Source organism: Pseudoalteromonas rubra (assembly GCF_005886805.2).
In the GTDB taxonomy this organism is placed as follows: Bacteria; Pseudomonadota; Gammaproteobacteria; order Enterobacterales; family Alteromonadaceae; genus Pseudoalteromonas; species Pseudoalteromonas rubra_D.
Genome location: NZ_CP045429.1, coordinates 2,220,573 through 2,245,684, shown reverse-complemented (window position 1 = coordinate 2,245,684; position 25,112 = coordinate 2,220,573). Strand labels below are relative to the sequence as shown.

At 43.9% G+C, this 25,112-nt stretch carries 24 protein-coding genes; 9 read left to right on the top strand and 15 right to left on the bottom strand.

Going from position 1 to position 25,112, the window contains the following annotated elements; translation table 11 throughout:
• Window positions 1-197: 197 nt before the first annotated feature.
• The 3 genes from astE to seqA all read right to left on the bottom strand — a co-directional run bounded on the left by astE (window position 198) and on the right by seqA (window position 3,535).
• A complete protein-coding gene (astE, locus tag CWC22_RS09645) occupies window positions 198-1,229 on the bottom strand; it encodes a succinylglutamate desuccinylase (RefSeq protein ID WP_138538259.1) in 1,032 nt (343 codons plus the stop codon).
• A gap of 116 nt (window positions 1,230-1,345) precedes the next feature.
• Window positions 1,346-2,983 (bottom strand): phosphoglucomutase (alpha-D-glucose-1,6-bisphosphate-dependent), encoded by a 1,638-nt coding sequence (gene pgm / locus CWC22_RS09640; RefSeq protein ID WP_125559481.1) that lies wholly within the window; start codon window positions 2,981-2,983, stop codon window positions 1,346-1,348.
• A 9-nt stretch (window positions 2,984-2,992) separates the two neighbouring features.
• On the bottom strand, window positions 2,993-3,535 hold the full coding sequence (seqA, locus tag CWC22_RS09635) for a replication initiation negative regulator SeqA (RefSeq protein ID WP_125559479.1): 543 nt from the start codon (window positions 3,533-3,535) through the stop codon (window positions 2,993-2,995).
• Between the two features lie 125 nt (window positions 3,536-3,660).
• Here seqA and CWC22_RS09630 point away from each other — a divergent pair, with 125 nt between their 5' ends.
• The 7 genes from CWC22_RS09630 (at window position 3,661) to CWC22_RS09600 (ending at window position 8,707) form a co-directional block, all read left to right on the top strand.
• Entirely contained in the window at window positions 3,661-4,434 is a 774-nt protein-coding gene (locus CWC22_RS09630; protein WP_138538260.1) for an alpha/beta fold hydrolase, read from the top strand.
• 86 nt (window positions 4,435-4,520) lie between these two features.
• Window positions 4,521-4,742 carry a DUF2788 domain-containing protein gene (locus tag CWC22_RS09625; RefSeq protein WP_125559476.1) on the top strand — a complete coding sequence of 74 codons (222 nt, stop codon included), beginning with the start codon at window positions 4,521-4,523 and terminating at the stop codon, window positions 4,740-4,742.
• A complete protein-coding gene (gene ybfE, locus CWC22_RS09620; protein ID WP_010384731.1) occupies window positions 4,742-5,020 on the top strand; it encodes a LexA regulated protein in 279 nt (92 codons plus the stop codon). Before CWC22_RS09625 ends, ybfE begins: the two co-directional genes overlap by 1 nt.
• A gap of 14 nt (window positions 5,021-5,034) precedes the next feature.
• Window positions 5,035-5,562, top strand: a complete 528-nt coding sequence (gene fldA, locus CWC22_RS09615) for a flavodoxin FldA (protein WP_125559473.1) — start codon at window positions 5,035-5,037, stop codon at window positions 5,560-5,562.
• A gap of 102 nt (window positions 5,563-5,664) precedes the next feature.
• Window positions 5,665-6,111 (top strand): ferric iron uptake transcriptional regulator, encoded by a 447-nt coding sequence (fur, locus tag CWC22_RS09610; RefSeq protein ID WP_049866190.1) that lies wholly within the window; start codon window positions 5,665-5,667, stop codon window positions 6,109-6,111.
• 206 nt (window positions 6,112-6,317) lie between these two features.
• Entirely contained in the window at window positions 6,318-8,369 is a 2,052-nt protein-coding gene (locus tag CWC22_RS09605; RefSeq protein ID WP_138538261.1) for a hypothetical protein, read from the top strand.
• Window positions 8,366-8,707, top strand: a complete 342-nt coding sequence (locus tag CWC22_RS09600; RefSeq protein WP_049866192.1) for a hypothetical protein — start codon at window positions 8,366-8,368, stop codon at window positions 8,705-8,707. Before CWC22_RS09605 ends, CWC22_RS09600 begins: the two co-directional genes overlap by 4 nt.
• A gap of 220 nt (window positions 8,708-8,927) precedes the next feature.
• On the opposite strand, the gene CWC22_RS09595 is transcribed toward CWC22_RS09600, so the two are convergent.
• From CWC22_RS09595 to CWC22_RS09540, 12 genes are all read right to left on the bottom strand, one after another.
• Complete coding sequence (locus CWC22_RS09595) at window positions 8,928-10,478, bottom strand: alkaline phosphatase (RefSeq protein WP_138538262.1); 1,551 nt, start codon at window positions 10,476-10,478, stop codon at window positions 8,928-8,930.
• A 548-nt stretch (window positions 10,479-11,026) separates the two neighbouring features.
• Window positions 11,027-11,269, bottom strand: coding sequence for a hypothetical protein (locus CWC22_RS09590; protein ID WP_138538263.1), 243 nt, complete (start codon window positions 11,267-11,269; stop codon window positions 11,027-11,029).
• Window positions 11,263-11,892 carry a hypothetical protein gene (locus tag CWC22_RS09585; protein ID WP_138538264.1) on the bottom strand — a complete coding sequence of 210 codons (630 nt, stop codon included), beginning with the start codon at window positions 11,890-11,892 and terminating at the stop codon, window positions 11,263-11,265. The genes CWC22_RS09590 and CWC22_RS09585 overlap by 7 nt, the downstream gene beginning before the upstream one ends.
• Before the next feature lie 438 nt (window positions 11,893-12,330).
• Window positions 12,331-13,014: an alkylmercury lyase family protein gene (locus tag CWC22_RS09580; RefSeq protein WP_138538265.1), complete on the bottom strand. Its 684-nt coding sequence runs from the start codon at window positions 13,012-13,014 to the stop codon at window positions 12,331-12,333.
• 324 nt (window positions 13,015-13,338) lie between these two features.
• Window positions 13,339-13,506: a hypothetical protein gene (locus tag CWC22_RS09575; RefSeq protein WP_171045059.1), complete on the bottom strand. Its 168-nt coding sequence runs from the start codon at window positions 13,504-13,506 to the stop codon at window positions 13,339-13,341.
• A 432-nt stretch (window positions 13,507-13,938) separates the two neighbouring features.
• Entirely contained in the window at window positions 13,939-14,613 is a 675-nt protein-coding gene (locus CWC22_RS09570; RefSeq protein ID WP_164517508.1) for a substrate-binding periplasmic protein, read from the bottom strand.
• Window positions 14,614-14,863: 250 nt separating this feature from the next.
• Window positions 14,864-16,609, bottom strand: coding sequence for a PAS domain S-box protein (locus CWC22_RS24550; RefSeq protein WP_138538267.1), 1,746 nt, complete (start codon window positions 16,607-16,609; stop codon window positions 14,864-14,866).
• A 161-nt stretch (window positions 16,610-16,770) separates the two neighbouring features.
• The gene (locus tag CWC22_RS09560; RefSeq protein WP_138538268.1) at window positions 16,771-17,094 is read right to left on the bottom strand and encodes a gamma-glutamylcyclotransferase family protein; all 324 of its coding nucleotides are present in this window, start codon (window positions 17,092-17,094) and stop codon (window positions 16,771-16,773) included.
• A 22-nt stretch (window positions 17,095-17,116) separates the two neighbouring features.
• The gene (locus CWC22_RS09555) at window positions 17,117-18,016 is read right to left on the bottom strand and encodes an AraC family transcriptional regulator (protein WP_138538269.1); all 900 of its coding nucleotides are present in this window, start codon (window positions 18,014-18,016) and stop codon (window positions 17,117-17,119) included.
• Between the two features lie 54 nt (window positions 18,017-18,070).
• The gene (locus tag CWC22_RS09550) at window positions 18,071-21,163 is read right to left on the bottom strand and encodes an efflux RND transporter permease subunit (protein WP_138538270.1); all 3,093 of its coding nucleotides are present in this window, start codon (window positions 21,161-21,163) and stop codon (window positions 18,071-18,073) included.
• Window positions 21,160-22,302 (bottom strand): efflux RND transporter periplasmic adaptor subunit, encoded by a 1,143-nt coding sequence (locus tag CWC22_RS09545; RefSeq protein WP_138538271.1) that lies wholly within the window; start codon window positions 22,300-22,302, stop codon window positions 21,160-21,162. Before CWC22_RS09545 ends, CWC22_RS09550 begins: the two co-directional genes overlap by 4 nt.
• Window positions 22,292-23,179 (bottom strand): ABC transporter six-transmembrane domain-containing protein, encoded by an 888-nt coding sequence (locus CWC22_RS09540; RefSeq protein WP_138538272.1) that lies wholly within the window; start codon window positions 23,177-23,179, stop codon window positions 22,292-22,294. Before CWC22_RS09540 ends, CWC22_RS09545 begins: the two co-directional genes overlap by 11 nt.
• Window positions 23,180-23,496: 317 nt before the next feature.
• On the opposite strand from CWC22_RS09540, the gene CWC22_RS09535 reads away from it, so the two are divergent.
• Entirely contained in the window at window positions 23,497-24,834 is a 1,338-nt protein-coding gene (locus CWC22_RS09535; protein WP_138538273.1) for a hypothetical protein, read from the top strand.
• A gap of 8 nt (window positions 24,835-24,842) precedes the next feature.
• Window positions 24,843-25,112 (top strand): hypothetical protein, encoded by a 270-nt coding sequence (locus CWC22_RS09530; protein ID WP_138538274.1) that lies wholly within the window; start codon window positions 24,843-24,845, stop codon window positions 25,110-25,112.

The following is a 25,112-nucleotide window of genomic DNA, read 5'->3' as shown; positions in this document are numbered from 1 at the left end:
CTTAAAATGGGCCGGATCCGCGATTAGAGATTTGAATAATTAGTGCGGTAAATGCAAATTAATTAAATTAAAGCTTTTGCCACTTTACGTTAACGTAAACGGTTATTCAACTAATCCTAGATGAATAACCGTTAATTTGCACATTTTGATCTGGAAAGTTTTTGATACGCTTTAATAAGCGTTTTACTTACATAGGGTTATACAAAGTTTTCGTCGACTTCGAGCGGCACAACTGTTAATAATGCACGTTGACCCAACGCAACTTTAGCATTCGGGAAAATGATTGCTTCACCCTCAACCTCTGCAAAATAATCCGTATCACCATCTGTCGCAAGCAACTCCCCCTTAGCAAAACCGGTGAAATTTACCGCAGAATCAGGGAATGGGAATGAAAACGCATCGCAAGTTCTGTTAATCGTGCGGTGGACCTGGAATAACTCGAAGTCTTCTGCATTGAATTCATCATATTCAACACTTTCTTGACTAATTAATGCTTTCAAGGTTTGTTTTACTGCACTAAAGCGTGACATGTCATTTTGTCCAAAAGGCTTGACCTGTCCCAGTTCCACAGTAAAGGCATCAGCCCCGAATTGAAATGACGAAAAATAACTGAATGTTGTGGCTGCTGAGCGCATCATTAATATGGTATTGACGCCACAGGCCAACATGAATTGAAGCTGTGATTTCTTCCAGGGTTTTCCATGCAAGAATGGATAAACGGCGAACTTTTCATTTTTTGAACCACGAATCGCGGTATGCAGGTCATAATGACAGCGATAGCGCCCTTCCGGTACGCTGGTGAAAAAGTCACTTACATAGCTTTCGAGTTTCGCAGCACGGATCTGCTCCGGGTTATCTGTGCGGTTCTCGTGGGCACCATTAAACAGGCGATTGAGGTTTTCATCGACAAACCGTTCAGCAATATTGATGGATTTTGGGTTACCAAATATAAACAAAACACGATGAGCCAGTTCAATTCGCTCCAGAATGACATCCTGAATAAACGCATCGCATATTTCGATTGGGGCAGTTTCGTTACCATGGACTGCACTGGACAGAACAATGTCTTTATCGCCATAAGTGGCAGGTGTGAACTGGATCACGCCGGTATCTTTTACTTCAACCAAAGTGCCGTTGCTTAGCGTAAATTGCTCAGCGGCAAGGGAAAACTCATTATTACGAGTTAAAGTCAGGAAGTCTCCAGTTTGTTTTAACGTATCAAGGTACATACGAACATCACCTTTTGTGAGAGAAATGAGTGTAGCCGGGAAGCCATACTTCCCCAACTAAGATAGTAGGTATAAAAAAGGCCATCACTTATGTATGGCCTTGTCTATAATTTTAATTAGCAGATCACGCCATCCACCAATGCCTTGGCCGCCTGTTCCAGCTCTGCGAGGTGCGCTTCGCCTTTAAACGACTCAAGGTAGATTTTATAAATGTCTTCTGTTCCTGAAGGGCGTGCAGCGAACCAACCCGATTCAGTGACAACTTTCAACCCGCCAATGGCCGCGCCGTTGCCCGGTGCGTCAGTTAAAATATCAGTAATCGCATCACCTGCGAGCGTGCTTGCCGTAACGTCTTGCGGGCTAAGTGCTTTCAATCTGGCTTTTTGCTCAGGCGTGGCTGGTGCGTCAATGCGTTTATAAACCGGTGCGCCGTACTGCGCTTCAAGTTCACGATAATATTGAGACGGCGTTTTACCTGTAACAGCCAGGATTTCCGCAGCCAACAGGCCAAGAATAAAACCGTCTTTATCCGTGTTCCAGACTTCACCATTCAACCGCAAGAAAGAGGCACCAGCACTTTCTTCACCACCAAATGCCAACCACTGCTCACTCAGGCCTTCGACAAACCACTTAAAGCCAACCGGCACCTCGTATACTTCACGCTGGTTGCCTTTGACCACTTTGTCGATCATTGCGCTAGATACCAACGTCTTACCGATTTTAATATCACTACGCCAGTCTCGGTGCTTAAGTAAGTAATCAATAGATACCGCCAGGAAATGATTTGGGTTCATCAACCCGTCTTTCGTGACGATGCCATGGCGGTCATAATCCGGATCATTACCAATGCCAATGTCATAGTCGTCTTTGATGTCTACCAAGTTAGCCATTGCAAATGGCGAGGAGCAATCCATACGGATTTTCCCATCTTTGTCCAACGGCATAAAAGCAAAACGCGGGTCAACCTGCTCGTTGACAACGGTTAGGTCCAGTCCATACTGTTCGGCAATGACCGGCCAGAAATTAATGCCAGAACCGCCTAAAGGATCAACACCAATGCGCACACCCGCTTTGGCGATAGCATCCAAATCAACAATATTTGCCAGGTCTTCAACATAAGGTGTGATCAAATCGACGTATTTTACAAAACCTGACCGGCTTGCTTTAGCAAACGGAAACAGTTCCACTTCAACTAAATCTTCAGTCAGTAACTGGTTGGCACGATCTTCTATCCACTTAGTTACATCTGTGTCGGCTGGACCACCATTAGGTGGATTATACTTAAAGCCACCATCTTCAGGTGGATTATGTGATGGTGTCACGACAATGCCATCGGCTAGTTCATGCGGATGCGTCTGGTTATGGCATACAATGGCATGACTGATCACAGGGGTTGGCGTGAAATCGTCGTTTTCCTGTGTCACTACGTGGACTTCATTGGCAACCAGCACTTCAATGGCAGAGTTAAACGCTGCTTCCGATAAAGCATGGGTATCTTTGCCCAAAAATAACGGACCAAAAATGTTGTTCGCTTTTCTGTAATCACAGATAGCCTGGGTAATGGCCAGAATGTGAGATTCATTGAATTTCACATTGTACGAACAGCCTCTGTGACCTGACGTACCAAAAGCAACGCACTGCTCCGGATTTTGCTCAAGATCAGGCTCATTCAAATAGTAAGCCGATACCAGTTTGGGAATATTCGCCAGCTGACTTAATGGTGCTGGTTTGCCTGCATTGGGGTGATTTGCCATCACATTTCCTTATAGGTAGTCTCGGATAGTTTCTGCATGTTGCGCCGAATAACCAAGTATGAGCGCAACTTCATGCAACATCATTTTCTTGCGTGTCGTGTTTGAGTTTGTCATGACCCAATACTGACTGTCCGCGATGTTTTTCGGGTTTGTACTACTACCGCTTTCGAGCAGCGCAGCTTTGCTGGTCGAAAAATAAATGCGATCTCGCCCTTTGATCTCCAACACTTTGTGGAAATCTGCTTTGTGGCTACGATGAAACGCCGCCAGAATAAACAAGAAGCGCCCTACTACGCCTTTTTGCATAGCCAGCTCTTCTTTATTGAGAATATCAAATACGTTACCTGAAGTTTCATTTGAAACCACGGTTTGCTGCGGCTCAACTTCTGGTTGCGCAGCGGGTTCTGCTGCTTGTACGGGCTCCTCAGCCGGCTGTGCTACTGAGTTCAGGTTTAATAAACGACGCAGGATCTGGGAAGCGCTTTCACCAATACTTTGCGTGTTACTAGCAATGTACTGATATAGCTCGTCATCTATTTCTATTTTTTTCATGCTTGTCCTGTCATTTTATACATCTACTGCATCTCCACGGGATTATATCTAAATTTAACTTATTCCTCTACGGCTATGATTTTGCTTTCAACACTGGCAAACTATGCGCCGTATCCGGAGGTATTATGTTGCTTAACTACAAATTATCGGGACAGCCACTAGGCAGTGCCGAGCCTGTTGTGTTACTTCACGGCCTGTTTGGCTCGCTGGAGAACCTGAATATTATAGCCCGCGCACTAAGTGAATCATTTTCTGTAATTAACCTGGACTTGCGCAATCATGGCCAGTCGTTTAAGAGCGACGTGATGGATTACACCAGTATGGCTCAAGACGTCATTGCCTTGCTTGAACACCTGAAAATTAATCAAGCACATCTGGTCGGTCATTCCATGGGTGGCAAAGTAGCAATGCAAGTTGCCATGCTTGACGAAAGTAAAATCAAAAAATTGGTTGTCCTTGACATCGCCCCGGTGGATTACCACCCTCGCCATGACACCATTATTCGTGCCTTAAATGCAGTTGCATCGGCTGACGTTACGAGTCGCAGTGAAGCCGATACGATTATGCAAAACTACATAGAAGAGCAAGGTGTACGTGGATTTCTGCTTAAGAGCCTGGCTAAAAACGATCAAGATCAACTTGAGTGGCGTTTTAACCTCAGCGTCATAGAAGCTAATTACACTAAAATCATTTCAAATATTAATGCAACTCATTCTTGTTTGTGTGATACGCTGTTCCTGAAAGGAAACAACTCAGATTATATTGAGGCCCAGCACAGAGACGCCATTATGCAGTCTTTTAGCAACGCCAGAGCAAAAATCATCCAAGGTGCCGGGCATTGGCTGCACGCAGAAAAACCGCAGGCCGTCAATCGTTCAATTATTGATTTTATTCAATAATTACCGCAGTTTTTTCGCTGCAAACTTAATTTATCGGTTATAGGTATGGTATAGTAGCCGCCGTTTATATTTTGAGTAGTGCAAAGATGATCAACGAATTTATAAATGAGTTTGAAACCCTTGGTCTTTACTTTGCTCTCGCCGGGATATTCTTTTTTATAGGTATGGCCATTCAGGACGTCCTAAAGAAAGGGGACGTGCCCAAGTTTGGTCGATACATAGTCTGGTTAGTGCTATTTTTAGGGTGCTCAGGCTTTATCGCCAAGGGCCTGATACAGGTATTTTGGCAAGGTGCGGGTGTTGGTTAATGGCCAAGTCTGAATTAGATAGAACCACTATCGACTTGTTTGAAAATGAAAAGCGCCCTGGTCGGCCTAAGACAAATCCTCTCCCCAGAGAGATGCAGCTAAAGATCAACAAGCGCAATCAGATTAAAAGAGACAGGGCAAGAGGGTTAAAGCGCGTTGAGTTTAAGATTTCCTCTGAGTTATATCAGGCGTTAAGCGATATGGCGGAAGAGCAAAACATCAGTCGTAGCGCGCTGATAGAAACCATTTTGCAAGAAAAATTAGCGATTAATAGATAAAAGGTAAGTAGTTAATGGCAAGCGTAGGTATTTTTTTCGGCAGTGACACGGGTAACACCGAACACGTTGCAAAAATGATCCAAAAAGAATTGGGCAAAAAATTAGTCGATGTGAAAGACATTGCCAAGAGTAGCAAAGCAGATATCGAAGAATTCGATTTACTTCTTTTTGGTATCCCTACTTGGTACTACGGTGAAGCTCAGTGTGACTGGGATGATTTTTTCCCTGAGCTGGAAGAGATAAACTTTGAAGGTAAGCTAGTAGCTATCTTTGGCTGTGGTGACCAGGAAGACTATGCCGAGTACTTCTTAGATGCAATGGGTATGGTAAACGACATTGTGACTGAGCGCGGTGCAATCGTTATTGGTAACTGGTCTACTGAGGGCTACGACTTTGAAGCATCAAAAGGTCTTGTAGACGATAGCCACTTTGTTGGCCTAGGCATTGATGAAGACCGTCAGCCAGAGTTGACTGAAGAGCGCGTTAAGAAGTGGTCTGCTCAGGTATATGAAGAAATGTGCCTAAGCGAGCTGGAAGACTAATTCCACGTTAACCCGGGGTAAGTATCCCAAGCGCACTATTTTTAAGTCTGTGTCGTGCTAGACTTATGTAGTAACTGAAATTAGACAAATTGAGACAGATTAATGACTGATCACAACTTAGAGCTAAAAAAAGCGGGTTTAAAGGTTACCCTGCCACGCATTAAGATCTTAGAGATCTTGCAGTGTCCTGATAACCAGCATATCAGTGCCGAAGACGTATACAAAATCCTACTGGACAAAGGCGAAGAAATTGGCCTGGCCACCGTTTACCGAGTGTTAAACCAGTTTGATGACGCTGGCATTGTGACCCGTCACCACTTTGAAGGTGGTAAGTCTGTATTTGAATTGTCAGGCAGTACACACCATGACCACCTGGTTTGCCTCAAGTGTGGTAAGGTAATCGAGTTTGAAGACGAACTAATCGAACGACGTCAGGAAGAAATTGCTAAAGAAAACGGCATTAAACTGACCAACCACTCACTGTATTTGTACGGCGAGTGTAACGATGAAGAAGCGTGTAAAAACTACGCGGATGAAAACGGTAACTAATAAATTGCTGTTTTAAAATAGGCCGACTATTGTCGGCCTTTTTTATGCACTTGATTTATCCAACTTCTATGACACTCACGCTTTTAAACTCAATTCATAAACCAACTCCATAGGGCATACCTTAAGGCTAGTACTTAAATTAAAGGCCCCACTCTTATTTTATAGATGGCCAAAGATTGATTTATATATTAAAAGGAAGAGAAACGTTGATAACAAAGCAACTAAGCTCAACTCTTATTTCTGTTTTAGTTTTGTGCTTAAGTTTCGAAGCTCTTGCCCAAGGTAGCAAAGCTTCAACAATATTAAGTAACATTCCTATTGAAATACAACGTAAGTGGGAAAATACAACTAGGCTCATCAATTTAGGAGAAGAAATAGATGTAAAATCAGAGTGTAATTATACTTTTTTAAGCTCTGATTTGATTAACAGCAAGATTATCAACAACGTCATAGCTGACCAATTTGAAATTTGTGGTCGAAAAGGTAATATTTCTGTTATTAATTTTCCGGCTCTAAAAACTATCCTCGACTCACCAATAAACATGAAGAGTTATACCATATTGAGAGGTATCCCTATACATACAGATGATATAAAAGGACGTTTTAAAAAAACACTACGAACTACATTTCTATATGATCCACATTTAAACTACTCTTCTTTCAAAGATAAGTCCGTCATAAATGTGTTGGGAAGCCTTGAAGAAGATTCTAGTATTGCTGGAAACCTAAACTTATATTCACTACCAGATGAAAACATGATTTGGAACTTTAGGCGCAAAGACGAAAAAGATCATGTATCACATTATGATGTTGTTGGAACAATATTTGATGAAGGACAAGAGAGTTCGGGTGGTTTACTTTTATTAGAAGAATTCAAAAGCAAATACAAATCAAAAGACCCGTATGAGAATGATGGAAATGAATACTACTCTAACTATATTGATGAAAACAAAAGGCTAAAACAAAATAAAGAAAAAGGTAACATTTTCAATCATTTTAAGATTAATGCTATCAGAAAAGTCGGCATAGAAAATATATCCATCATGTCAACCAGAGGTTGCGAAAAGTGGAGCGACAAAGACCGCTATGTCTGTGAAAACTCTTATGCTGGAAATAAACATATTTACTTTAAATATGCGGCTGACTCCTGGGTTAAAAACATCTATAGCTATATGTCAAAGCATGCGCATGTTGAAATATCTTATAGCAAGAGCATAGCTGTCTCTAACTCATATTTTCTTGATTCCAGAAGTTATGATAAAGGCCTTGGCTATGGTGTTTTTATTAATGATGCTTCAACGGGTAACCTAGTATATAACAATGTATTTAGAAAGCTCAGACACTCAATGATAGTATCTCGTGGCGCTAATCATAATGTTATTGCATATAATTACTCTAGAGAAGCGCAAGGCAAGAATGACATTTCAATTCATGGCTTCTTCCCTTATGCCAATCTGTTTGAGGGAAACATGGTGAATGTCATACATGCCGACAAGTATTGGGGTGTCAATGGTCCACATAATACGTTCCTCAGAAACATTTCCACCAACAATGGTAGTATTATCTTAGAAGATACTATTGATTCACACCTCTTTGGCAATGTTAGAAAACCAATGAACAACCTCCATAATAAGGAAAATGAAAATAAATATAAATATGAACAGCCGGCTTGGCTATACAGCACATTAAGTATATTGACAAATAAAAACAGCAATGAAAAAATTGAGCTTTGCCATAAAAATTCAGATTGCAGAAATTTTAAAAGTTATACATTCTATGATCATGAAAACTTAAAGGCTTGCCCGAAAAATCATACTATTAAGGATAGTAATTTTTATAAATTTGTTACAGAAGTAGATTTTCACTGTAATGAGAATACAACTCTATCTGTTGATAAAAGCGAAAAGCTGAGTGTCGAAACCTTTTTTTCAGACCGGCGCTTGATTAGTTATATGGGCCCCCAATATGCGAATTACCCCAGCTTTGACGGAGCTACACCTGACTTAAAGGCACTATCGAGATACTGTATGTATTGGGAGGCTGGCTCACTGGGCTCTCATACACAAGATGTATGTTATAATGGAAATTGGAAAGCGACGTTTTACGAACCAGTGATTAATCTAGAAGATCTACTACCCTACTGTATTTATTTAGAGCCCAAAGCTTCTGGTACTCGCACCAAAGCAGTTTGCAACACTGGAAGCTGGGCAGCTACTAATAACCCCCCATTCTTTACTTTACCCATAGGAATATTATGACAATAAAACCTCGTATATACGCACTTTCTTTACTATTTTCTGTTCAAGCCATGTCGGTTCAAGCCATAGAATGTAGTAATCTATATGTTGAAAACATTCAAATTGAAAATAATGGTAAATTGTTAGCTAAAACTCAAGTAAATAACGCAGGGGTTGCGACATGGCGCTATATTGGAGAAATGAGCCGGCCAGAGGTTAACGGTATGTTGTCAGTACTACTAACAGCTTATGCAACGAACAACCCAATCAGTCTAAGTTATCCCGTGGGTTATGACTGTCATGTGAGTAACTACAATGTGGCTGCGGAAAAACTTAGATTGATGCCATCATTAAACTAAAATATAAATTTCGCGCGTGGTACCTTAAATTTTGGTTAGTCTCTCTATTAAATGCTCACTCCGCTTTAAACTGGCTAACCAACTATTCTCTTTACTTGCGTAGTAAGGACAACAACGAAGATGCGTGTAAAAATATTGAATAATGCGCTAACTAATAAAGTTGTTTTTTAATCGAATAGGCCGACAGGTGTCGGCTTTTTCTTTGAAACTCTAATATAAATTATGGCTTGCGTAGTAGCGCAGCTTCCATCACTTCAAACACAACTATGTTATCAACGTAGTTACCGTCCCACTTATAGTGCTCACCCCACAGCTCCGCTGCTTTTAAATCTGTGCGTGTAAACTCATTAAAACGCTGGCTGCCAGCGCCTATCGCCCATAAAGGTACCAATTCATTGGTGTGATTGCGTGAAGCCCACTGATACCCAGGAATTTTGCCTTTTCCGCGATTCTGAACAGCGAGAAATGCATTAAACTTATCTTCTTCAGGGTGAAAACGTGCTGTTTCCAGCGATGCTTTACTTCTGTCTTCTGCGACAAAGCCACCTACACTATTTGTCCAGGTTCCTTCTCCCCAGATCCCGCCACACTCATGATCTGAAGTAATGATCAGCAGCGTTTCATCCCAGCTTGAGTGTGTTTCTACCCAGTGAATAACGGCATCGACCGCCTTATTAAAGTCAATCTGCTCTTCTATGAACCTGGGCATATTGTTGGCATGACCCATCCAGTCTACTGCGCCACCTTCAATCATAACAAAAAAGCCATCAGGATCTTGCTCAAGTACATTAAGTGCTCCCAGACTCATGGTCGCTAAATCTGGCACATTGGTGTTGTACGCCATCCCTGATGGCGTATTGTCATCAGGTAACGCAGCCCTTCCTGCCTGCAATGTAGAACCCGACTGAGCAATACCAATCACACGTTGAGGGATATTATTCCCCTGAGCCAGCGCTTTAAAATCGGCGACTGAATCAATATAGGACACACCGTCGCGACCATTTTTGTTACCAAGTGACTTATAAGTTTGCTCCCCACCAACATATTTATACTCTTTCTCTTCAGCGGGTGCTGTCAGATGACCGGCGCCCATAATGACAGACAGTTCAGATGCCAGCATTTCATTGAATATATCGGCGTAATTGTTGCGCGAGCTATTGTGCGCTATCGCGGCTGCGGGTGTCGCATGAGATATCATTACGGAGGTTACCGTCCCTGCGGACAGGCCCTCTTTCATGGCTAGTTGAGCTATGGTTTCGAATCGCTCGCTGTTGCTCCAGTCCATATTGATGCGGCCAACAGAGGTTTTTCGGCCACTCATCAGCGCCGTACCCGCGGCGGCACTGTCAGTATAGGAGGTATAGCTACCGGAAGCGGTATAATCATTGATCATGGCATTTTCAAAACGCGTCCAGCGAGTTGTCGGGTCATACCCCTGCGTAACAGCCCCAGCAGCCTTTGCAACGTCTGTCCCTTTTGGCAGTGGCAATCCCTGCGCATCAATTAGGTTTAGCGCATTGTGAGCAAGCCCGAAGACCAATGGTGCAGTGCCATCCGGGCGCGTCACCTGATAAGTTTGCTTACCAGCCAGACCCTGATAATAGTCAGTGGCCAACCAGCCATTGAATCCGTTACCATCAGATATCATTAAAATGATATTTTTGGGTGTTGCGGTTTTTGTCGTTTTAGGATCAGACTCGGTGTGATTAACACAAGAAGTCGCAAATATTACAGATGTAACAAGGGTTGTTCTCAAGAGAGTATGCATCATCAGGCACTCGTTTTTTAAATCGTTCTCAGCAGTCACATAACTGCCTTACCACTGTCATATAATTATATTTCGAACATCTAACACACAACGGAAATGTTATAATATAACATTACATTTTTAAATCATTCTATTTTTATCACGGCTTCCACCCTGTTGTTTTTAAAGGAAGTTTTCAGAAAACCAACGCAAGAAAAACCAAATGCATAGAAGCGAACCACTATAGAGAAGCACGATTTTTATGCAATCTGGCTAATGTAACTTTCATCGCCATTAGCCGGACGAGCTGGGAAAATTAAACCAAAGCAAAGGTAGAAACGCAGTACATTATCATTTAAAGAAAATGTAACCTGCAGAGCAATACATCCAGCTGATATAAAGTATGTTGAAAGTGGCATGTCAGAACGCGTGTTCGGAGGGGTTATATGGATATAGAGCCCAGATAAAGCTCCGGGCTGTTAAGTAAGCGTATTGTCGAGTGACTTAAACAACCCGATTTCAATCTCCAGAACGTTATCTTTGGCTATTCGAGTCACATTATTCATTTCGCTTTAATATTTTCTAAAGTAAAGTGCCGGATAAATCGGGTTAAGGGTGTTGTCTTCGACGACTTCCCCATCTGATAATTGATTATTTACCGCATCAATTAAAGAATGCTGTTTGCCGTTTATTTCAATCGCAACAGTCACTTCTTTATTTGGTGCACCCACATTAGAGCAAGACTTAGTGCGAGCACCGGCATCTGCATCTCGCCACGCGCATTGCAATAAGGTTTCTTCAAATCCGTCTACCATACACGCTTAGCGGGGTAAGCTCTAAAATAAACAGGACCAACGTCACAGGCGTTCTGAGTGGGCTTATCATCGACAACAGCAACTCCACCAGCGAAATAGTTGAGTGTAAAGTCGTTAAAGCCCATTATACACGCTGAAGATCCGGCAGCTTGGTTTTTAGTCGCAATGGGCATATTTAATGTGCGCCCTTCAATATCGTCACACATTAGTTTATGAGCGTTACCACTCTCATTAATCCAGCGACAATCCAGGCGCTTTTCCTCCAGCCCATCGACGATGCGTGTATCTGGCGCCGGCTCAAAAGACACAACATGTCCTCCACAATTAGCCTTATTTCCTTCAACTTTAACTGTACCTTTAAGCTCGGTCCGATACCCATCTAGCCAATTTATGCTGCAAATGCCGTAGCTCGGAACATTTACTTTGTTAGCGACCAATACATCCGGTAAATTTGCATTTACCGGATTTGTACACATTTGATTTTCCCAGATACCAACTTCATTTTGTTTCTCGACTTGCCAATAGCAGGACATAGGTGAACTGTCCTGAGCATAGACCGTGGCTGCAGAGCTGCATGCAATAAGTGATGTTAACTTTATTAATTGTTTTAGTTTGTTTTTCATACTGATTTTCCTTTCTAGTATTTAATTGTTGAGTTGCCATCCGAAAGCAAGCGAATATTAGCACTTATAACGAATTAAAAAAGAATAAGTTACAGTTACTTACAATCAATTACCCGACACCACAAATACATGGTTCTCACTACAAAATTGGTGTACTTCCCCGACATTTATTCATGCCTAGTACATGTTCATTAATGCTGTTACCAGATTAAAGCTAAGCAGATCGACAGAGTTATTGTATTTTTTCTGAAAGCCTTATCGAACTTTGGCCAGAGAGACCTTCGAATATTAGAGTTAATGCGCCATCATCAATGAAGAGGAACTAAACATTTACTCGGTACACTTCTAATATTCAAAACTGTTGTCACGTTTACATGTCTAGTTTCTCATAGATTTGTAAACCCTGTGAGTGCATCCCCCGCCACAACCCTGCGCTCCTCAGAACCGACTGTTGTTTGACGGCATATCCCAAACCAGATTGACCAGGTTGAACCGTGCAAAGATCTCTTTTGCTTCATCGACAGACCACTTCATCCAGTTGGGACTTAAGTGGTTTCCATACCAAACTTTAGAAAATTCCCACACCTTGTTGATTGGTTGTACGTCGCCCTTTTCCATGCAGTGACGCTCACACCAGCTCTCAATGTCGGACTCAGACTCAAACACAAGCATGGTACTGCATGTATAAATAACATTGTCCCAGGCTTCAATCATAGGAATCGGAAAATGGATGAATAAGTTCTCATTCATCACTTTGCCAGCCCTGATTTCAATCGTGACTTGCCTGGATTCTGCACCTAAATTAGTTGTGATCGTCAAATCCTTGTCAAGTAAAGCCGCAGCACCGAGTGCACACCAGGCACAATTTCCCCACCAACTGCCACCATCAGACTCGATCCAGAAGTTTGTTGGTGCGCATGAGAACGGGTGCATTACCCATACCTCTGAAGATTCGGGATGCAACACAACCCCATGATAATCCTGAAGTGCTTTCAGCGCAGTGATCATCTCATCTGTAGCAACTTTAAAGACTCCTGCCATCTCAGCAACTTTAGGAGCATTTCCCTTGTCTATTATGTGCTTCATTATGTAATAGTGAAGGCTGGAATTGTTTAATCTCACTTAGACCTCTCCAATTTATGTTATGGCAAGGGACTCGTTCTCTGGGCTGCTTAAAGGAGTCCATTTACATTTAACAATGAGATGCATCCCGCATAAAAGCAAACTCAGTCTCAAAATGATTCGTGCGAAGCAAAACAGATAAGAAGCGATGGAATTGTACAAAAGCTATGTTCGCTTTATCAGCGATAACGTATCTCTGGCAAAACCTTCAAGGATAATAAAGTGAAACAATCTGATCGGGTTCTTGTGAAATGAGATCAATTTAAGTTAGTGTGATCAGTAAAGGGCCAGGCCATAAGACCTACCCCTTAGAGTTGCCCTTAATTAGCACGAGTAGCCGTTAATAGAGACAGGGCAAGAGTAGTTTGGATCTGAGATAGGACCACATCCCATGGCAGATATTCCGCCACCGATCTGACGAGTTTTACCATTTGCCAGGACCGCCTGCTCAGACAGGTTTTTTACCTTCTTCTTGTTGAGTACCAATGTCATTGTTATTCTCCTTTACATGATTGCACCAATATTGGTGACAATCAGTGTGTTGCTATTTTGTTCAAAAAGCAATCACAAATATCAAATGCAGAAATATTTAATGTAAGCGTCATATTTAAGATCTGAACGCATTGATATCGATACCTCATGTTTATTCACTACATTGTACCAGTGCAGCAACATGATCCTTAGTTTGTAACCTCACTTGGTACCCATTACGCATCAATGGTTGTGTGCAAGAGGCTTATTAGATGAACAGACTCTTCGCTCAATTCGTGTAGCGCTCGCAATACCGAAGGCCTTTTTCGGAAAAATACATCACTATAATTTTCCAAATGCAGTGGCCGAATAGCGGACAGCCAAAAATAACGTGAATTGGCGAGTGGATGAGAAGTGTAACGTGGCTTTTATTTGTCGCCCTGACCTTATTACTCACTCTAATTCTGCGAGCTTTTGCTTTAACAAGAGAATAGTATCTGGGGGAGTTAACTTATTAGCAGCAAGATAAAAGTCATTACTAAGTTCATCGAGTTCGAACAAAAAATTAAAATCATCTCGTTTACATCCAATTTGCTCACACATGTAGTCAAGGTGTATCGGAGACGCCGCAATTATGTCGGCCCTGCCCCGCAGCAACATTTTCACGGTCACAAAGGTCTCGGGCAACACAACGATAGTGTCTAACATATTCTTACCAGACAGAAACTGATAAACAACATCGTCACGCTTTACGCCTACTTTGTAGTCAAGCAGATCTGACAACGTCTCAACTTGAATATCAGTTCGCTCTCGTAATGAAATAAGATAAGTTTTAGTGCTCATCAGCACACCCAGCCAGTGAAAGAGATGCTCTCTGGCTGGCGTACGTACGATCGAGAAAATGAGCGTGCCAGGCTCATTGAGCGCAGTTTTATAAGCCCTGGCCCAGGGCATTACTTCAATGTTCGATGTGATCTCTAAGGCAGCCAATACTCTATTTACTTTTTCAGCTGCAACTCCCTCAATTTGACCATTTTTACCGGACATCTGGTAGGGCGGCAGATCTTCAGTCACGACCCTGAGATTTCCCAATTGAAAAGATGATGCCCCCTGACTCGCTATCTTCATAGGGAACAACAAGAATAAAACCAAAGTAAAGGAGTAAAGAGCCTGCATGTTTATCCAACTCTGTAAAAACTGACCCGGCTGTATAAGCATTTATACGACAAATAAAATCTTTAGGATGAATCTCCCATTAAAGAAAGTTCTCGACGCATCGAGAAAGCGATGCGTACATCGATGCAGGTATGCTACTTACCTCTGGCTAAAAATACCTTTTCAGCTCGTTATTGGCTCACAATAACCTAAATCACCTGGCTCACTTGGCCTGGATATAACTACTCAGTTGATCAACATGCTGACGTGTTTCGTCAATCAGGCCACCAATCTCTCCCGCCGACTCTGTGGTTCGCATGGCAAGACTTCTTACTTCATCAGCAACCACGGCAAAGCCTCTGCCTGCATCACCGGCCCGGGCTGATTCAATCGCTGCATTCAGTGCCAGTAAGTTAGTCTGATCTGAGATGCTGTTGATGGTATTAATGATGGTACTGATCTTAGACAACACCTGTGCCATCGCATGGTGGGTTTCTGTCAGGACCGCGTTGCGCTCTGAAACATCGGTACCATAGAGCAGAATTTTATTAAGCTTGCCATCTTCATCTAACACCGGGGAAATAGCAGCGTCTATTTGCACTTCGCTTAGGCCGGTAGGCAAAGCAAGTTGTGTTTTCACGAACTGGCCTGTGCGTATCGACTGCCATTGTTCATCACTGAGGTAGCTTGACAGCGTTTTAAGCAGTTGTTGTACTGCTCGCTGATCCGTGGCACCCAATGCGCTGAGTCCCATAGGATTAATCAACGTCAGCTCTCCCTGTGGATCAAATTCCAGCACAATATTTGCCTCACCAATTGCTTTTAGGCGCACATCATTTTCTAATGCGACGCGTTTAGTGCTGTCAACATTCGCCTGAATTGAGACAAAGCGTATCAAACTGCCCCGTTCATCAAAGACCGGGTTAATGGCCAGGCTGATCCAATAAGGTTCACCCTCTTTGGTGTAATTCAGGATTTCTTCATAAAACGGGGTGCGTTGTTCCAGGTTCTTTTTGATGCGCTTTTTGGTATCGGGTGAGGTATGTTTGCCTTGTAAAACATGGCCAGGTTTTTTACCCAGAACTTCGTGTTGGTCGTAACCAGACAGCTTAGTGAAGCCGGGGTTCACATATTCAATCAACCCGTTTGAATCGGTAATGATCACCGAGTTATCGGTTTCATTAGCAACCAAGGAAAGTAATGCTATCTGATCACGCTGCGCTTTTTCTTCGGTGATGTCTTTAACAAAAGCAGTGTAGGCGATTTTGCCGGCCACGTTGACTTTGGACAACGATAAATTAGCCCAAAGCACCTGACCATCGCTACGCTCAATCTCAACATCTCTGGAAGTGCCGACGATTTTGTCTTCACCAGTGCGGCGATTGCGATTAACCATTTCGTCGTGGTTTCCCTGTATCGCTCTGGGCACCAACATTTTCACATTGTGGCCAATGACTTCATCACGCTGATAATCCCACAAGCGCTCCGCTGCCGGGTTAAAAAAAGTCACTATATTGTTGTGGTCAATCGAAACAACGGCATCAATACACTGCTCAAGCGTCTGATCAATGCGCTCCTGAGCCTCTTTTTGCACCGTAATGTCTTTAATAAAGGCAGTGTAATGAATACCGTCAGACTGACGTACTTTAGATAAAGACAGGCTACACCACTTCTTGTCACCACTGCGAGTTTCTATTTGAATGTCACGAGCCGTGCCAACAATTTTGTCCGGGCCGCCATTGCGATTGGCATTGACGTACTGATCGTGATTGGTCGAAAATTCGCGCGGGACAAGCATTTTCACGTTTTTCCCAATCACCTCCGTTTTACTATAGCCAAACAGCTTTTCTGCGGCTTCGTTCATGTACGTAACATTATTTTTGGTGTTGATACTGATCACGGCGTCAATGGCCTGATCTAGGATAGCCTGAGTGTTATCCGACTTATTAGAGAAGAGTGACTGGATCATCAATTAACCTCTGAGCAAAGGTGAAAGCACGCGCTCGCAAGCATAATGTTCTGTGTCTGAATCACACAGGCATTAAACTGCGGTTAATTAAACGTAGACTGAATTTTCGAAAAGTGTCAATTATTGACACGTTTGTCTGATCAGATTTAGCTACCCGCTCATTAAGCTAAGGTATAAACATAAGCGGGTATTGTTTCACCATCGTCTAGCCGCACTTGCGCTATTACGCGTTTATAGTGCTCGCCTTCAAACTCATCGAGCCTCTGCCAGTGACTATCAAGCTCAGGTGAACTAAACACCAAACCTGATACTTCTTCAGCGCTCGTGTCTAAAGTCAGGCCCGGATAACCTAACTCAGCTCCCCAACCCTGATTTTGCAAATGGCCGTTGACAAAACCAGGTTGCCACTGGCCGTTAAGCCCTGCGAGAATGTGTTCGTTTGGACGGCCGGGTGCTAACGTTCCATAGACAAATAAACGCGCCATTTTCTGCTCCTGCACTATCTAACTAAGTGATAACGGGGATCTGAAACTGCATCGTGATCCCACCATATTGCTCCAGATCCACCCCCTCGATCCACTCGATAAAATGACCCTCGGGATCAATCTTATATCCTGCCTGCTCTGCTTTCTCAAACAAAGTATGAAGTACCTGACTATAGGCTACATCCGACAAGAGATACGCCCGGCAACAAAAATAATGACCGCTTTTAATCAACGCATCATGGGATTCACCTGGCTCGACTGATTTTGCAATCTGAGTCTCTATGGCCGACCAGCTTTTATCCAGCTCGGTCGTCTTTGTAATACCCAGCAAGCCGACTGACTGCTCCCCATAATGATCCAGGATCTGATCCCAGTCAGAGGTATCACTGGGAACAGTTTTAATGTAACGCGCTTCACAGTACTCGAGCGTACATGGCAGCGCTTCTGCCAACTGCTTTTCCAGCGACTCTGAATCTCCCGGATGTGCCAGCTTATCCATCAAAACCTTAGTTTGTTGGGGCGTTGCCTGCTGTGCCATCAGGCGGATTGCTTTTGCTGTAGTCCCCAGCTCGCGCTTAAGCGCTTTAGCCAATGCCTGCGACGAAGCAAACCCACACAGCTGCGCAATGTCAGTAATAGACAGCGTTTCGTGATAGAGCAAATAGTAAACCGCATATTGCAGCCGGATCCGACTCAGGTATCGGCCAGGTGTTTCGTTGAATAGTTTGCTAAACTGGCGATGAAAATGGAAAGATGAAATGGCACTCTTTTGGGCTATTTTCTGCCAGCTCAAGCCCTCTTCTAACTTCTCATGCATCAACAATAATGCCTGCTCAAATCGTTTTCGCATATGCTCAGGTAGCGGCGCCAGCAAAGCAATTTCTGGCACCAAATTAAACGCGGGATCTTTGTCTGCTGACATACAGGCTCACAGGTTTTTCCGGGGCGATCACTATCGCCCAGGCCGTGCCCCAAGTCAACTTAGCGTGTGCGCCTCCTGTGCAGATTGCACTGCAGGCGAGGGCTTGCGATGAAACATGCCTAACAACACAGGGATTAAAAATAAGGTGATCAAAGTGGCAAATAGTTCTCCGAACACCAAAGATACCGCAGCAGGTTTTAAGTACTGTACCTGCTCAGACGTGCCAAATAACAAAGGTAACAAGCCACACACGGTAGTTATCGTGGTCAGAAAAATCGCCCGAAAACGACCGGTGCCAGCATTGAGCAATGCCTGTGATGGTGAAATACCTTGACGGTATTCATTGTTAAAACGCGTTATCAGTACCAAAGCATCATTCACCACAATACCTGTCATAGCCATCATGCCAAACATAGACAGTAAGCTGACCGGCAGTTCCATGATAGCGTGGCCAAAAATAGCACCGGCAAACCCGAACGGAATCACAGCCATAATAATTAAGGGTTGCCAATAGGACTTCAGCGGGATCGCCAGCAACACGTAAATGAGTAGTAAAGTCAGTATAAGGGCAGCCTTAAACCCTTTATTGACCTCTTCTATTTCTTCATATTCGCCCGCTGGCTTAATGGTCACTTGTGGAAACTGGCTGGCAAGTTTATCAATGTCACTTTGCAACAGATCCAGCGTTTGCTCCGGCGATCCCACACCTCGATCCTGAGACCAGTATAGATTGATCACCCGCTCACGATCACGACGCTGCAACATCTGAGGCTCATGCTGATAATTCAGTTCAGCAACATCTCCTAGTGCAACACTCTGACCATCATCAAGCATTACGTGCATATCCAGTAGCTCATGTTCAGTTCGCACTGCATGCTGTGGGAAACGCAGTACAACTTTTAACTCCTGTGACTGATAAAGTAACCGATGTACTTCGCGCTCTCCCAAGGCATTAGCTACCAGTTCAGCTATCTGTGCTTGCGTCAATCCCAGCTGACGACCAAACGCATTCAGCCTGACCCGAATTTGCCGTTGTGCAGCCTGATAATCATCCCGGGTATCTTTTACGCCAGGCAATGTGGTTAAGGTCTCACGGAGTTGATCACTGATCTGCTTAGCTAAACGTCCATCAGGCGATGAAATAGCCAAAAAAGTCCCGCCCGCTGGTGGCTCAGCAGCACTGAAATGCTGCGCATAACTGCCCTCTATTATGCCGGCTTGCTTGCGCCAGGTATTAGTTAATGTGTTTGCTGGTAGCGCATTTAACGCTTCCGATGACAGCTCAGCAGTGACCTCAAGGTCACCATAACCGTTGGACCAGGCTAGGATATTCTTCATCGGGCTAGTGCTCATGCCATACTCGGCTTGTAGTGCCTGACTTGCTGCCTGTGCGCTCAGTTCAAGCTGACTTAGCGCCCGGACCTGTAAACCCAGAGGTGCCCCCTCTTCCAGTGTTACTTTGGCGGTCACATAACGACCCGGAATTTCCGGAAATAATGTACTGCGTATTGCACCACCAAGCCATAAACCATAAGCCAATATAAAAGCGGACAGAAAAACCACCAGGGTTGACCTTTTGTGTTTCAGGCTGAGGCGCAATGCGGGTTTATAGATATTATGTATGAAGTGACTCAGTGCCGCGCGCGCCTTGTTTTGAAAGCTTGCTATGAGTCCACTGCGGGTTCCCTGACGCGACATCGCGGCCAGGTGAGGTGGCAGAATAAATTTACTTTCAACCAATGAAAAACACAGTGCCAGAATCACAACCGCTGAAAAGCCGGCAAACAGCTTTGCCAGATCATTGTTGATCCAAAGCATAGGTGAAAATGCCGCAATACTTGTAAGCACACCAAATACGGTTGCTACAGTGACGGACTCAACACCTGTGTATGCGGCCTGTTTATAATTTGAGTTACAACTTTGATGCTCATCAATCGCTTCACCGACCACAACCGCATCATCCACCAAAATGCCCAGTACCAGAATAAAGCCAAACAAAGTGATGTCATTCAGACTGTAATCAAGCAACTGCATACCATACAAGGTGCCACAAATAGCGACCGGTATACCGGCCGCGACCCAGAAAGCCAGCCTCAGATTTAAAAATATGCCCAGCAACAGGATGACGATTAACAGTCCCTGCCAGGCACTGTTGCCAAGGCGTTGTAACTGCTCTTCTATGTAGGGTGCCATATCAGCCATGGTGGTGATGGTGATGTCCTCTGCAAGCAGAGGTTTAAGTTCAACAAGGGTGTCACTTATGGCCTCGCTCACATCCAGCAAATTGTCGCTCTGACTGGTGCTAACCATCAACGCGATACCTGGCATACCATTGTTACGCACGATAGCATCGCTTTGCTCATAGCCACGGCGCACAGTGGCAATTTCACCCAGGGTAACCTCACCAGAAGGGCCGTTGATCACTGGCAACTTTCTCAATTCGCTCAGCGCACTGATATAGCCATCACCACGCAGGGTAATACGATTTCCTTCATGTTTAAGTTGTCCACTACGTGTTTCAAGTGACGTCTGTGTTATCGTACTGGCAAGCTGTTCTATCGTCATGCCATACCGCAACAAAGTATCAGGTTCAGGCTCGATAAATAACCTTGGCTCGCGTGCGCCCCAGTTGCTGACGCTGGAAATATCCGGATGCTTTTTTAGTGCCAGCTCTACTTGCCTTGCTACCTGCTGCAATGCATCGTCACTACGTGGGGCAGAGACAATGACAAACGCAGCAAGATTGGTAAATTCATCGCGTGTTACTATGGGTTTTTCTGCCTGAACAGGAAAATGACTGATGGTATTCACCTGATTACGAACGTCTTCCAGCAACTTGTCATAATCTGCATCAGGCTTCTTACGTATCGTCACAGTTGATAACCCTGCCTGTGACTGACTGGTAATTTGTTTGATGCCTGCAATAGCACTGACTGACTCTTCAACACGCTGTGTAATACTCTCATCAATTTGCCTGGCAGTACCACCCGGATAAACGACCTGAATACTAATACTGGACGGCGCAATCTGTGGAAATGACTCCACCCTGAGCTGACCAAATGCCAGCAGGCCGCCCGCGATAACCATTGCCATTAGCAAATTTGCCGCCACCGGGTTATTAATAAACCACTTACTTAGCCAGCTCATAGCGCCTCCAGTTTGTCAGCTATCCGAACCGTCTCGCTATATGGCTCAATACGTTTACCTGCCACCATGGAGGGCAATGTATAGCGAACCAACTGAAAGGCATCTGGCAGCTCTTCGTTAAGCGATACAATCATAGTGTCTGCTCTGACTTCCAAAGTAGTCACCGTTACTCGTCGTAACGTTTGCTGCTCTGTCACAACCCAAATTGCGCCATCGGGATCGACTGCACTCAGTGGCAATTCATATAAACCGTCTTGAGCTTTTAGCTCAAAACGCACGGTCACCTGTTGATTAGGCCTTAGCTGAATCATTTGTAGGTAAGGATTCGATATAGACAGCACCAGTGTGCGCTGACGCGTTGTTTCATTGATAAGCGGAGACAGATAACGAACAGATGCCGGCCACGTATCCCCGGTATAGCCACGCACGGTTATACGCCCATCTTCGAGGTTGTCCATGACCCTGTTCCAGTCTCGCTTCGACAAAGGCACGTGAACATCCAGGCTATCACTGGCCACCAGTTCAAACAAACCCTGTCCTGCTTCGACCCACTCTCCCGGACTAACCAGGCGCTGCGTAATCAACCCATCATAAGGCGCCACAATAACAGCATCGTCGAGCAGTCGCTGCGCGCTGTGCACGCTGTGTTGCGCTCGTTTTAGCTCAGCTCTGGCTGCGGCAATGTGGGGTTCCATTGTGGCAAATGCGCTGCTGCTTGCAGCAGTTCGCATCGTCTTAGCAACCGACTGTTCATGTAAGTGTCGCTGTAAATTAAGCTCTGCCTGTTTGAGTGTGCTCTGCGCATCATATAATTGCGACTCAAGTAAATGGGTGTCCAGCCGTGCCAGTACCTCGCCCTTTTGCACTAACTGACCTGGTTCGATTTCAAGATCCAGATAATCCACACGAGCACGGCTCGTTGCTCTTAGTTGCAGTGGCCAGCGCGCCTGAGAACTTGCCTGCACTGTTAAACTGGGAGTTTCTGCAGAGCGCTCTATCTCAAGTACAGATACGACGGGCAAGTGTACTTTCTGGTTGTGTGAATTGGGTTCTTCTGATGTCATGAATACAACGGCTAGCAAGGTCAGCGTTAGTGTACTCGCAGCCGCAATTGCCGGGAAACGCTCTTTAAGCGTCATGGGTCACCTCCGTATGGGTTATTGAGCCAACTGGCTGATTAAGGCGTTGGCTGATCTCGCTCAGCCTTGATAGGGTTTGTAGTGTGACAGGCAGCATGATTGCTGTATCTACGAATTCAAGAGAATAAGTCACAATAGAAAATACCTGCCCAACACTGATATCGGGGAGTAGTTGCACCATCCATAAATTACTCAGTACAGCCGCAAACAACACTAGAAAAATCAAGCCATAAACCCAGGCTTCAGTGTCTGACAGACGGATTTCACATCGTTTAAGTCGCTCAAAATGCGCACTGATCGCACCAAGCGGTCGGTGGCTCAATACCCAGACTTGCTGTTCAAGCTGATCGTTGAGCTTGCTATTCAAAAAGCTAAAGCGATCATGAAACATAGCGTAGATGAGACACATTAACCCTGCAGCAAGTATCACGCTATACGCTAAATAAAGATGAAAAGAAGCCAGAATAACCACAGTGGCGATAAGCTGTATCACCGCCGTGAAAACACCTGGTAAATCGTTTTCCAGAAAATCAACTAATTCACGTGACATGGTTAACCTGGCGTCTTTGACCGATACCGGCGCAGCACTAAATTTAAACGCCAACATTTCGGCCAGTTTGACCCGAATATCGCCAAATACACGGGTATCATAGAAGCGGCGGATCACGCTAATTACTACCAATGCCACCAGCACTAAAGCGAACCAGAACAAAGGAGCCAGTGACTGGTCAAGCACTCCATCGATGGCATAGCCAATAAACAAAGGAAGTAAGATCAAAAGAATGTTTTCTAAGATCACCATAGTCCAGGTAACAAGGATCTTAACTGGGTTAGTACGAATAATCGCAGTAAAAGAAATTTTATTCAGGAGTTTCACAACGGGCTCCGCAAGTACTACAAAACTGACAGTCAGTGTGACAAATCAGGGCGGAAAAAAAGTGTCCCAGATTGCGCTTTTCTCCATGCGGGCCAAACATACCAAGTCACTACTTAAGTAAATTGCGAACAAAATGAACATATATTCCTACGTAGATTGACGATTCAACCGCAACGGACAGGATAAATAAAAAAAACAACATAGCAACTTTAAATTGACACAAAATACACATATAGGTACAGTTTTCAATGAGAATTCGCTTTGAGTAAGCTGTTCAGTCGTTCAATTCTGATATTGTTAGTTAGCAAGGAATACATATGAAAAAAATGAAGCTATTAGTTATGGCGATCACTAGCGCTATATATACTGCTGGTGCGTCTGAAACACCTGAATTTGAAGTTACACATAGATTTGAGGCTAACACGCCTGCGCTCGCATCAGAAGTTAACGAGAACTTCGAAGAAATAGCAAACCAACTAAATATCAATATGGGTAATGTGAACGAGCTATCAGCTACGCAATTAACAACCCACAACAAATTAATTGCTGTAGAGAGCGAAACGGTAGAAGTGAAAGCGCGCATTGACTCCACTGCCGGTAGTGTAAACGAATTGGCCAATACACAGTCCTCGTTCAGTGAGCAACTTGAAGCATTGAAAGCTGTCGTAGCCAATGGACCGGGTAATGAAGACTTCGCTGACTTAACACAGAGACTGTCTACTTTAGAAAGCGCGAGCACGCCCATCATTGTCACCTCAGATAACCATGCAATGTATCAAAGCCAGTCAATAGATGAACGCTTTGCAATCATTGAAGGTAATCTAACCATTGAAGCGACTTACGATAAAACGCTCAAAGTTGATAACGGCATATTTTTGGGGGGCAGCTTTACGGGAAGTCCGGTGAGTGAAACTGAATCTCAGTTACCGACGTTGGAAATAGGCACTGACAGCGTCATTATTGGTGCGTCTTTTTCTAATATCAAGCTGGAGGGCTCAAATATAACCTGTATTAGATGTACCTTCCGTGGTGATATTACATTCTCCAGTGGCATTAAGTTAGATCATTCGTTATTAGAGGACGTAGCCCAAAACACAGTGACATCAATTGAGCACATCACTAACTCCGATATAAGAAACTCACAGTTAACACGCGTAGAGAACATCGAGTCAAGTGACATCAAAGACTCGGTTATCGGCTCAACAGAACATTTAATTCAAGCTGTATTGTCAAGCAGAATCGACGACTCTGATATATACCTAAGTGGTAGACTACTCAACAATGTCCTCGACGATTCCTGGATTGAGGTTGGCAATCGACGAAATATCATTGCTAATAACATTTTCGATGATATGCAAAATGGGAAAAACGAGTACATTCATTTTAATCTCGGTATAAGCGGTTATCGTTACAACCTGCTATCTGGTAATGTCTTTGATGCCAGTTCATCTTCGCCCAGACATATTTTTATCAGTGGTGAGAACAGCTCACCACACAACATTATTGTAATTAAAGACAACCAGTTTATTAAAGCAAATACGGTATTAGAGGTAGACACCTCACAAGCAGCTAATATTGTTGTCAAAGACAATGAGCTTTATCAGACGTCGCTTAACTATGCAGGCTCAAATGTTACCGGAAACATAACGCTATAAGGAAGGATATGAACTACAACCTATTATTCATCGTGGTCGTTGTAAGTTTGGTTGCGTCATGTGGGGGCTCTGGCTCTGATGAAAGCCAACAAGTTACACAAAAGCCTCCTAGGTCAGATAACACCACGACCAAACCTGATGAAACACCTCAGGGTGATGATAACAATGATGCTGATGAAACTGTGGAAGATGGGGATGACCCGGACGAGGGCAAAGCAACCATAACAATCGGTGCAAATTGGGATAAAACTAACTGGGATAAGTCAAACTGGAAGTAG